This window comes from Saccharopolyspora sp. (genome assembly GCF_017434145.1).
GTDB lineage: Bacteria > Actinomycetota > Actinomycetes > Mycobacteriales > Pseudonocardiaceae > Saccharopolyspora_C > Saccharopolyspora_C galaxeae.
The window spans coordinates 1-7800 of the sequence record NZ_JAFRFW010000713.1; the positions used below are offsets into that span (position 1 = coordinate 1).

At 69.5% G+C, this 7800-nt stretch carries 9 protein-coding genes; 5 read left to right on the forward strand and 4 right to left on the reverse strand.

All coding sequences use genetic code 11. The features are described 5' to 3' along the window. Together IJH84_RS19455 and IJH84_RS19460 are read right to left on the reverse strand one after the other, a co-directional pair. A partial coding sequence (locus tag IJH84_RS19455) for a PH domain-containing protein (RefSeq protein WP_295147158.1) occupies window positions 1-430 on the reverse strand: 430 nt, incomplete at its 3' end. A gap of 13 nt (window positions 431-443) precedes the next feature. After that, window positions 444-1925, reverse strand: coding sequence for a glycosyltransferase family 39 protein (locus IJH84_RS19460; RefSeq protein ID WP_295147161.1), 1482 nt, complete (start codon window positions 1923-1925; stop codon window positions 444-446). A gap of 187 nt (window positions 1926-2112) precedes the next feature. On the opposite strand from IJH84_RS19460, the gene IJH84_RS19465 reads away from it, so the two are divergent. The 5 genes from IJH84_RS19465 (at window position 2113) to IJH84_RS19485 (ending at window position 7209) form a co-directional block, all read left to right on the forward strand. Then, window positions 2113-3360: a histidine kinase gene (locus IJH84_RS19465; protein WP_295147164.1), complete on the forward strand. Its 1248-nt coding sequence runs from the start codon at window positions 2113-2115 to the stop codon at window positions 3358-3360. Between the two features lie 22 nt (window positions 3361-3382). Further along, window positions 3383-4042: a response regulator transcription factor gene (locus IJH84_RS19470; RefSeq protein WP_295147167.1), complete on the forward strand. Its 660-nt coding sequence runs from the start codon at window positions 3383-3385 to the stop codon at window positions 4040-4042. An 82-nt stretch (window positions 4043-4124) separates the two neighbouring features. After that, window positions 4125-4883, forward strand: a complete 759-nt coding sequence (locus IJH84_RS19475; protein WP_200072754.1) for a type IV toxin-antitoxin system AbiEi family antitoxin domain-containing protein — start codon at window positions 4125-4127, stop codon at window positions 4881-4883. 21 nt (window positions 4884-4904) lie between these two features. Next, the gene (locus IJH84_RS19480; protein ID WP_295147171.1) at window positions 4905-5792 is read left to right on the forward strand and encodes a nucleotidyl transferase AbiEii/AbiGii toxin family protein; all 888 of its coding nucleotides are present in this window, start codon (window positions 4905-4907) and stop codon (window positions 5790-5792) included. A gap of 634 nt (window positions 5793-6426) precedes the next feature. Continuing rightward, on the forward strand, window positions 6427-7209 hold the full coding sequence (locus tag IJH84_RS19485) for a trypsin-like serine protease (RefSeq protein ID WP_200072756.1): 783 nt from the start codon (window positions 6427-6429) through the stop codon (window positions 7207-7209). A gap of 58 nt (window positions 7210-7267) precedes the next feature. On the opposite strand, the gene IJH84_RS19490 is transcribed toward IJH84_RS19485, so the two are convergent. Next, window positions 7268-7462, reverse strand: coding sequence for a DUF397 domain-containing protein (locus IJH84_RS19490; protein ID WP_295147178.1), 195 nt, complete (start codon window positions 7460-7462; stop codon window positions 7268-7270). 134 nt (window positions 7463-7596) lie between these two features. Further along, window positions 7597-7800: Scr1 family TA system antitoxin-like transcriptional regulator (locus IJH84_RS19495; protein WP_295147176.1), on the reverse strand; the 204-nt coding region annotated here is incomplete at its 5' end.

The window sequence follows — 7800 nt, forward strand, 5'->3', positions numbered from 1 at the left end:
GCGCGTCGATGCGCAACGGCCCGGCCGCGGATGCGGTGGTCACGGTGACGCTGGAGAGCCCGAACAGGCGCTGCACCGGCCCGCGCGCGGTGTCCACGGTCTGGATCCGGGACATCGGCGCGATCCGCCACTCCTGGCGCAGCCAGCCCGCCGCGGTGTAGACGGCTTCGTCGGTGGTTTCCCAGCGGTGCACCCGATAGCTCCACTGCGGTCGCACCAGCACGTACGGCAGCGCGACGACTGCGACGGCAGCGAGCCCGAGCAGCAGCCACGGCCTGGCCGGAGCGATCAGGGCCGCCAGCACGCCGAGCACGGCGAGCAGCGGCACGGCCACGACCAAGGCTTGCACCGTCCACCAGCCGATGGAGCGGCGGTCGACCGGGTTGCGGGGCGGGCGCAGCCGCACCCCGCCTTCCTCCGCTGTGGACACTCGATTTCTCCGATCAGGCAAGGCTTCGCACCTGTTCCCAGACTTGCGGCCAGGGTTGTTCGCGGCCGGTGAGCAGCCACACCGGGATGTCGCCGCCGCGGACCAGCCGCGTCTGCGCGAACAGCGGCCGCCACTCGTCGACCTCCTTGCCTACCAGCAGGATGTTGTCCGCCTGCGGCCCGGGAGGCCCGAAGAACCCGTAGCCGCGGTGCGCGCTGCGCGCCAGCGGCAGGCCGGACTCGGCGGAGTGCGCGTCGAGCATCGCAGCGGGCACGTAGCTGCCGGTGACCAGCGCGGTCCGTTCCCGGACCCCGGCGGGAAGCGCTCGGTACTCGGCCGCGGTGTACTCGGTGATGGTGCGGTCCAGGGGTTTGGCGGGATCTCCCATGGCGACCGTGGACAGCCAGACCATCCCGCCCGCGGTGAGCACGGCTGCCACGCCGACCGGCCAGCGCACCCAGCTCCAGTTCCGGGACGAGTGCGCGGTCTTTGCCTCGCGTCGCCGTTGCAGGCCGACCGCTCCGGCCGCCACGAGGACTCCGTACATGCCGATCAGGTAGTACGGCCGCCCGCTGGTGACGACGTAGAACACGTACTGCACGAGGAAAGCGGCCGCGATGAACCGGTAAGGCCGCATGTCCTTGCCGAACAACATCCGCCCGATGCCGCAGAGCAGCAGCGGCACGCCGAGCACACCGGCGGAGACGATTCCTCCGACGGCCATCCCTCGCCTGCCGTTGCTCAGCGAAGGCGTCTCCTCGGTGACGACCTGGCCCATCGCCAGCTGCGGCCACCCGTGCGCCGCCTGCCAGATCAGCGTCGGTGCCGCGATGATCAGCGCGATCCCGACTCCGGCCCAGAACATCGGCCGCCGCAGCAGCCGCCGCGGTCCGAACACCAGCACGCAGCCCAGCAATGCCGCGCACAGCAGGGCGATCTGGAACTTCGTCTGCATCGTCACGCCGATCACCGCGCCCATGGCGAGCAGCAGCCGATCGTCGGCGCGGTCCTCGGCGTCCAGCCGGAGCCAGCGCACCACCAACCACGTCAGCACCATCCACAATGGAACTTCCATGGCGTAGGGCGTGAGCCAGTGCGCGGTGAGCGCGGTCCAGGTCCCGGTGGCGAAGGCCAGCGCGGTGAGCAGCTGAGCCCGCCGATCACCGCCGAACTCGCGCGCCAGCATCCCGGCCAGCAGCACACCGGTGGCCGAGATCAGCGTCATCACCACCCGCGGCAACAGCTGCACGCCCGGCGCCAGCCACTCCAACGCCCCGGCCAGCAGCGGAGCCATCGGCGGCTGGTCGACGTAGCCGAAGTCCAGGTGGTACCGGCCGATCGCGAGCATGTAAGCCTCGTCGAGCCAGTAGCCGCCGAACGCGCTCGCGATCGCGTGCAAGGCCGTGAACACCGCGGCGATCAGCAGGACCGGCCGCCACGCGAGCGACGGTCGGCCGGGCGGCGCCGACCTCTCCGGTGCGAGCACTGCTTGCATGGTTCCCCCAAAGGTCCTTGCGCGATTCGCCGCCATTCCAGGACATCGGGCGCTGGCGGTGCGACGGCGCTTGGTACCTGAAGGTAGCGACCTCCGGTGATCACCGGTGCAACTTTCGTAGGTTCCGCCACCGACGACGGTGGGTTTCCGCGGCCGTTCGCGCCCGCACGGCGGCTACCGTGAGCCCGTGCGACGTCCGATCTGGCGGTACCTGTGGGATTCGCCGCGTGCAGCGGTGTTCGACGTGGCGCTGGTCACGGTCCTGCTGCCGCTCGGCCCGATCCTGGCGAGCTTCTACCCGCCGGATCTGCCGCCGCAGGACTACAGCTGGATGGGCGGGCGCTGGGTCGCCCAGCTGCTGATGCACCTGTTCACCGTGAGCTTGCTGGTGCGGCGGCGATTCCCGTTCGCGCTGCTGTGCGCGGGCGCGGCGGCGATGCTGCTGCACGCCGCGACCTTTTCCGCGGGCATCGGCGCGTTCCTGCCGATGAACCAGCGCACCGACCCGTGGATGCCGGGTGTGCTCCCGTTCGTGCTCTACGCGTTCGCCGCCTACGAAACCGGCCGGAAGCGGCAGATCACCGGTTGGGTGCTGGTCGGTGTCGTCGTGCTCACCGCGCTGCGGCTGTGGACGAATCCGGACAGCGAGACGATGAGCAATGCTTTCTGGATCACCGCGTTCCCGCCGGTGCTGGGCGCGTGGATCGCGGCGCGGCGCAAGCTGGTCACCGCGTTGCGGGACCGCGCGGAACGCGCCGAGCGCGAACAGGAGCTGCTCGCCGAGCAGGCCCGCGCGGACGAGCGGGCGAAGATGGCCGCCGAGATGCACGACGTGGTCACGCACCGGGTGAGCTTGATGGTGCTGCAGGCCGGCGCGCTCGGCGTCACCGCGCAGGACGAGCCGACCCGCTCCGCCGCCGAGGAACTGCGCTCCGGCGGCTGCCAGGCATTGGACGAGCTGCGCGACTTCATCGGCGTGCTGCGCTCCGGCGGCGAGGACTCGCCGGACGAGTCGGAGCGCTCCGCGTTGCCGGACCTGTCCGGGCTGATCGCCGAGACCGAGGCGGTGGGCATCCCGGTGCGGCTGACCGAGCAGGGCCGAACCGCGGGAGTCGCACCGCTGGTCAGCCGCACCGCCTATCGCGTGGTGCAGGAGGCGTTGACGAACGTGCACAAGCACGCGCCCGATTCCGAGGTCGACGTCGGCGTGGTCTACGACGGCGAACGGGTGCTGCTGACCGTGCGGAACACTCCACCGGCCGGCGACCACGAGCTGGCGGGCAGCGGTTCCGGCGCGGGCTTGCAAGGGCTGGGGCAGCGGGTGGAACTCGTCGGCGGCACCTTCCGGGCCGGTCCGCTGCCGGACGGGGGTTTCGAGGTCAGTGCCATACTCCCTGCGTACGTGCCCACTGCCGAAGCCGGCTCGGACGGCTAGGCGTTCTGCAGGAGGCCCAGCGGTGAGCGAGCCCGTCCGCGTGGTCGTGGTCGACGACGAGCCGATGGTGTGCGCGCACCTGCGCACGATCCTCGGTTCCGCCCCGGACATCGAAGTCGTCGACGACGCGCAGGACGGCGCGGCCGCCGTGGAATCAGTGGTGCGGCACCGGCCGCGGGTGGTGCTGATGGACCTGCGGATGCCCGGGGTGGACGGGCTCACCGCCACCGAGCGGATCAGCCGGCTGCCCGACCCGCCCGCGGTGGTCGCGCTGACCACGTTCGACGCGGATCAGTACGTGTTGCGCGCGTTGCGGGCCGGTGCCTCGGGATTCCTGGTCAAGTCCACGCCGCCGGAGGATCTGCTCGGCTTGGTGCGGGTCGCTGCGGACGGGCACACCGTGCTCTCACCGCAGGCCGCGCAACGGCTGGTGGCCGCGTCCTCCGGCGAGCAGGGTGCCCGGCAGCGGGCGCTGCGGCTGGTGCGGGAGCTGACCGAGCGGGAGGTGGAGGTGCTCACCGGCCTGGGCGAAGGCCTGTCGAACGCGCAGATCGGGCAGCGGCTGCACCTGTCCGAGGCGACGGTGAAGGGCTACGTCTCGCGGATGCTGGTCAAGCTCGACTGCGGCAACCGCGTGCAGGCCGGGCTGCTGGCGTACGAGGCGGGGCTCATCGTACGCTGACACACCGAAAACTACAGCTCGATGCACCAAAAGCTTCATCGGAAGTAGCAAACGTTGCGCAAGCGGCGTATGGTTCGGTGTCATGAAGGTGTTTGAGGCCATGTCCCGCCTGGCTGAGGTGAGCAGCGACCAGTGGGGGCTGCTCACCACCGCGCAGGCCGGTGAGCTCGGCGTGAACACCACGACGCTGGTGCGCCTGGTCGAAGCCGGGCTGCTGACGCAGGTGCGCCACGGCGTGTACGCGGTGTCCGCCGGCGAGATGACCGGCCACCAAGACGAGAAGGCGGTGTGGCTGAAGCTCAACCCGAGCCAGCCCGGCTGGCGGCGGCCGAAGCTCGATCGCGACGGTGGGGTCGTCTCGCATCGCTCGGCAGCGCTGCTGCACGGACTCGGCGATCTGGTCGTGCCACGCATCGAGATGACGGTGCCGCGCCGCCGCCGCGTCCGGGACACCTCCGTCCGGCTGCGGCGCGCTGAGCTGCCCGAAGACGACGTGACGCTCGTCGACGGACTGCCGATCACGACCGTGCTGCGCACGATCGTCGATCTGATGGCCGATCGCGTGGACGCCAGCCATCTCGCGCAGGTCATCCAGGAAGCCGACCGGGCGGGCAAGGTCGATCTCGATGAGCTCGCCGACCGCGCCGCGCCTTACGCACGGCGCTATGGGGTCACCGGCCGCGACGGGCGAGCGCTGCTCGAGCATCTGCGCAGCCACATCGATGCTGTTCGGACGACCGGACTCGACAAGGTGCGGAGCCTTCTCGCGGAACAACAGCGAATAGCAGAAGCGCTGAGCGAAGCAATGCTGAACCTGGACACAAGCGTGCACTCGAAATAGCACTGACGAGACGAGCCCGTGGTGACAAACCCGTACCGCAGCCCGCAAGCGCTCCGTGCCGCGCTGCACAAACGCGCCAATGCCGCCGCTTCGGCCGAAGGCGTCGACACCAACGAGATTCTTCGCCGCTTCTACCTGGCCAGACTGCTTGCGCGGGTATTCGTCGATGATCCGCACGGGTGGTTGCTCAAGGGCGGGCAAGCGTTGCTGGTCCGCTACCCGGATGCTCGCCACTCGCGCGACATCGATCTCTTCTATCGACCGGATGAAGGACGTTTGGACGACGCGGTCAAGGCGTTGCGCCGGGCGGCGGGGCTCGAACTCGGAGACTTCTTGCGTTTCGAGCACTACGACACGACGCGGGAGACCCAAGGGCGGATCGCCCGTCGCGTGCGATTCCAGCCGTACTTGGGCGGCAAGCCCGTTGTGATGGTCAGCGTCGACCTCGTAGCTGACCTGGCTCCGTTGGGAGAACCCGGTGTCCGGCAGTTGAACCCGCCGATCGACCTCGATCTCGGTGCGGACACCTGGCCCAACGTTCTCCTATACCCGTTGCCGGACCATGTCGCGGACAAGATCTGCGCGTTGTACGAGCAGTACGGCTGCACCGGTTCGACCCGGCTCAAAGACCTGGTCGACCTCGTCGTCATCGCGTTGCGTGACCCGCTCGACGGGCGGGTGGCCCGGGATGCGCTGCAGGCGCTGCCGGTGCGGTTCACCGTGCCGGATCGGAAGGTCTGGGAGAGCGGATACCAACGCGAGGCGGCCGGTGTGCCTGGACTCGGCGAGTACCGGCGGTTGAGCGAAGCCGTCGAGCTGGTCGACCGTTTCGTGACGCCGTTGCTCGCCGCTGAATCGCCTGGACGCTGGGATCCGGTCGAGTCGCACTGGATTCCGCAGCTCGAATAGCGCTGATCGCGCGTGATCGGCGCTGGTCGGGTGTGTCAGCGGGACCGGCCGCAGTGCAGCGGATGCTGCGCCGCGGGCACCGCTTCCGGCGCTCCGCAATCAACCTGTGATCTTCGGAGAGTGCCTGGTCAGCGCCGATTCAGTCGAGTGCGGCGAAGTCCGCCCCGAATAGGGTCTGGTATATGCCACACGGCATTGGGTAAACCGGGTGCGGCGTCCTCGGTACGACCGGCGGTCGGGGCCGGGAGGGGGACGCTTCCGCCACGGTGCGGGGACCGGTGGCGTGCGCCCCGGCCGGTGGGAGTTCCGGCCGGGGCGGCCGCGTCCCCGGCGCGTTCGGGGCGTGCCGGGGACGCGCTCCGGGTGATCCTCTCGATCCGCCGGGCTAGCTCGCAGCCGATTCGCGGAATTCGCACAATAGGCCGCTGGAGCTGGGAAAACGGCAAATAGCGGGACTTTTGGGCGGAATGCGGCGACGTTTAAGGTTCGATCGGTTTCCCGTTGCAGCGCAGCGGACGCGGCGTTTCACCGGGAACTCCGGGTCGAGTCCGCGTTGCGCCGCGGCCGGTCGCCCGGGACATCGCCACGTCCGGGGCGCCCCACTGCCCCGGGCGCGACTTGGAGGAGAAACGAAATGGTCGCTGCCCCACGCATCGCGCGGTTCGCGGGTCTCACCGCGGTCGCGCTGTCGGCTTTCGCCACGCTGTCGGTCGGTCAGGCTTCGGCCGACGTCAACCCGTTCGTCGTCGGCGGCGAGGACGCCGAGATCGCCGATCACCCGTTCGTCGTCGCGTTGACCACCCCGGACGGGCAGCAGTTCTGCGGCGGTTCGCTGGCGTCCCCTACGAAGGTCGTCACCGCCGCGCACTGCACCCAGGGCGAACAGCCCGCGAACGTCAACGTGCTCAGCGGCCAGACTTCGCTGAGCGGGAACGAGGGCACGGTCTCCGAGGTCAGCGACATCTGGGTGCACCCGGACTACACCGACGCCACGCTGGGCGCCGACGTCTCGGTGCTGACGTTGTCCGCGCCGGTCCAGCAGCCCACGATCGAGCTCGCCGCGGCCGACGACCCCGGCTACGCGCCGGACACCCCGGCCACGGTCCTCGGCTGGGGCACCACCAGCGAGGGCGGCCAGAGCTCCGACCACCTGCAAAAGGCGACCGTGCCGGTGCGATCGGACGCGGACTGCTCCGCCGCGTACCAGGAGTACAAGCCGGACGCGATGGTCTGCGCCGGGCTGCCCGAGGGCGGCGTGGACGCCTGCCAGGGCGACTCCGGCGGCCCGATCGTCGCCGACGGCAGGCTGATCGGTGTCACGTCCTGGGGCGAAGGCTGCGCCCGGCCCGGCAAGCCCGGCATCTACGGCCGCGTCGGCGCCTACAACCAGGAGCTGACCGAGCAGATCAACTCCTGATCGCACGCACGCGAAAGGCGCGGGAGAACGGTTCTCCCGCGCCTTTTCGCAGCTGCGGTCAGTTGTCGTAGCGGCCGGATTTGATGGCGGTCAGGAAGGACGACCACTGGGCGGTCGTGGCAGCGACGTGACCGGCTGCGCGGTCCTTGGTGTCGCGGACGGCCGCGCCGTGGGGTAAGCGGCCGACTTCGACGCAGCTTTCGGTGTTGGTGCTCAGGCTGGACTTGCGCCAGTTGGGTATCTGTTCGTGCATCACGACTTCGACTCCAATTCCTTGCTGACTTCAGCGATGAGCTTGCGTGACGCCGCTTCGCTCATCGCTGCTTCTGAGACCGCTCCGACCGCGTCCTGGTACGGCTGCACGTCTTCCGGGACGTGCAGGAATAGTCACGATGCTCTGGTCTCGATGTGCACGACCGGCACGCTGGTGTCGGACTCCAAGATGACGAATGCGCCTTCGAGGCCGGGGTGCCATCCACAGTCCGCAGGAATCACGCGGATCTTCACGTTCGTGAGTTCGCTCGCATCCAAGATCGCCTTCGCTTGGTCGGCCATCACCTGTGGACCGCCGATGTTCTGCTTGAGAGCCGA

Excerpts from the sequence above, each read along its gene's own strand:
- IJH84_RS19490 (WP_295147178.1), bottom strand. The coding sequence starts at position 7,462 with ATGCACGAACAGATACCCAACTGGCGCAAGTCCAGCCTGAGCACCAAC.
- IJH84_RS19485 (WP_200072756.1), top strand. The coding sequence starts at position 6,427 with ATGGTCGCTGCCCCACGCATCGCGCGGTTCGCGGGTCTCACCGCGGTC.
- IJH84_RS19475 (WP_200072754.1), top strand. The coding sequence starts at position 4,125 with ATGAAGGTGTTTGAGGCCATGTCCCGCCTGGCTGAGGTGAGCAGCGAC.
- IJH84_RS19460 (WP_295147161.1), bottom strand. The coding sequence starts at position 1,925 with ATGCAAGCAGTGCTCGCACCGGAGAGGTCGGCGCCGCCCGGCCGACCG.